At 60.9% G+C, this 1,602-nt stretch carries 2 protein-coding genes; both read left to right on the top strand.

Annotated elements, in window-relative coordinates; all coding sequences use genetic code 11:
• A partial coding sequence (locus tag JMJ95_RS03330) for a GspE/PulE family protein (RefSeq protein WP_367153744.1) occupies positions 1 to 394 on the top strand: 394 nt, incomplete at its 5' end.
• A gap of 19 nt (positions 395 to 413) precedes the next feature.
• A complete protein-coding gene (locus tag JMJ95_RS03325) occupies positions 414 to 1,493 on the top strand; it encodes a type IV pilus twitching motility protein PilT (protein WP_290682628.1) in 1,080 nt (359 codons plus the stop codon).
• The last annotated feature ends 109 nt before the right edge of the window (positions 1,494 to 1,602 follow it).

Here is a 1,602-nt window from a genome sequence, read left to right as displayed (position 1 = left end):
CATCGACATGGGCATCCAGCCCTTCCTCGTGTCGTCCTCGCTGCTCACGGTCATAGCGCAGAGACTCGTCCGGAATTTGTGTTCCGCCTGCAAGGAGGAATACGAACTGCCCGAAAAAGTGGCCGAAACCCTGGAAGTGCCTGCCGGGACAAAGGTATTCCGCCCGGTAGGGTGCAACGAATGCCGGGGCACGGGATACCGCGGCCGGTCCGCCATATTCGAAATCATGGGCATAACCGATTCCATCCGGCAGCTCATCGTCTCCGGAGCCTCCGCCGACGTCCTCAGAAAGGAAGCGCTGAACAACGGCATGAAAAGCCTCAGAAAATCAGGCATACGGAAGATACTCGAAGGCAGAACAAGCGTGGAAGAAGTTCTGACGACCACCTTTTAGATAAGGCGAGGTGAACGAAATGAATATCAAGATACACGATCTGCTGGCGGAAGTGCTCCGTTCGGGCGCAAGCGACCTTCACCTCGGCGTCGGCCATCTTCCGTGCTTCCGGATCGACGGCGACCTCCACCCCGCGGCGGGGCTCTCACTCCTCACTCCTGAGGACGTAGAACAGGCCATATCCGCAATCCTCCAGCCCGAGCAGATGGCATCGTACCGCCAAAGCAGGGAACTCGACTTCAGCTTCACCTACCACGCCCCTACGGGTGAAGAAGCCCGCTTCAGGGGAAACTGCTTTTTCGAATCGGGTAACATGACCCTGGCCCTCCGGCTCATCCCCATGCGGATACGCTCCATCGAGGAGCTGGGCCTGCCCCGGTGCCTGCTCGGGGTCACCGACCAGCACAGGGGCCTCTTCCTCGTCACCGGCCCCACCGGCCACGGAAAAACCACCACCCTCGCCGCCCTCATCGACGAGATCAACCGCAAGCGGAGGGACCACGTGGTCACCATCGAGGACCCGGTGGAATACGTCTACAAGTCCCAGTTGTCTATCATCCACCAGCGGCAGGTGGGCATCGACACCCGCAGCTTCGCCGAAGCCCTCCGCCGGGTGCTCCGCCAGGACCCCGACGTCATCCTCATCGGCGAAATGCGCGACCTTGAGACCGTCTCCTCGGCCATCACCGCCGCCGAGACCGGGCACCTGGTCTTCGCCACCCTCCACACCCAGGACGCCGCCCAGTCCATCGACAGGATCATCGACGTCTTCCCGCCCCACCAGCAGCAGCAGATCCGCATCCAGCTCTCCGCCGTCCTCCTGGGGATATGCTCCCAGCAGCTCATCCCCCGCTCCGGAGGCGGCCGCGTCGTGGGCACGGAGCTCCTCTTCGCCAACCCCGCCGTGCGGAACTGCATCAAGGAGGGCAAGACAAACCAGATCAAAACCCTCATCCAGACGGGAGGAAGCTCGGGAATGCACACCATGGAACAGTGCCTCGCCGACATGGTCAACGAGGGACTGCTGTCCATGGAGACCGCCATGGCCTACGCCTACGACTCCAAGGACCTCCAGCGGATCCTCTTCGGCCAGAACTGACGGCATACCCCCCGCAGAATGGGTCTGGAGCCCTATTTAACAAGGGGATTGCGTTTGCTAAAATGCAAACTGTGAATACTATTTCAAAAATAACCTGAATGTCCGCGGA

The sequence above is a fragment of the Aminivibrio sp. genome (assembly GCF_016756745.1).
Classification (GTDB): Bacteria; Synergistota; Synergistia; order Synergistales; family Aminobacteriaceae; genus Aminivibrio.
Note: the sequence above shows the minus strand (reverse complement) of the source record. Positions and strands in the feature narration are given on the sequence as shown.

What these genes read in the sequence shown, in the direction of transcription:
- JMJ95_RS03325 (WP_290682628.1), top strand. Translation starts at nt 414, where the DNA reads ATGAATATCAAGATACACGATCTGCTGGCGGAAGTGCTCCGTTCGGGC.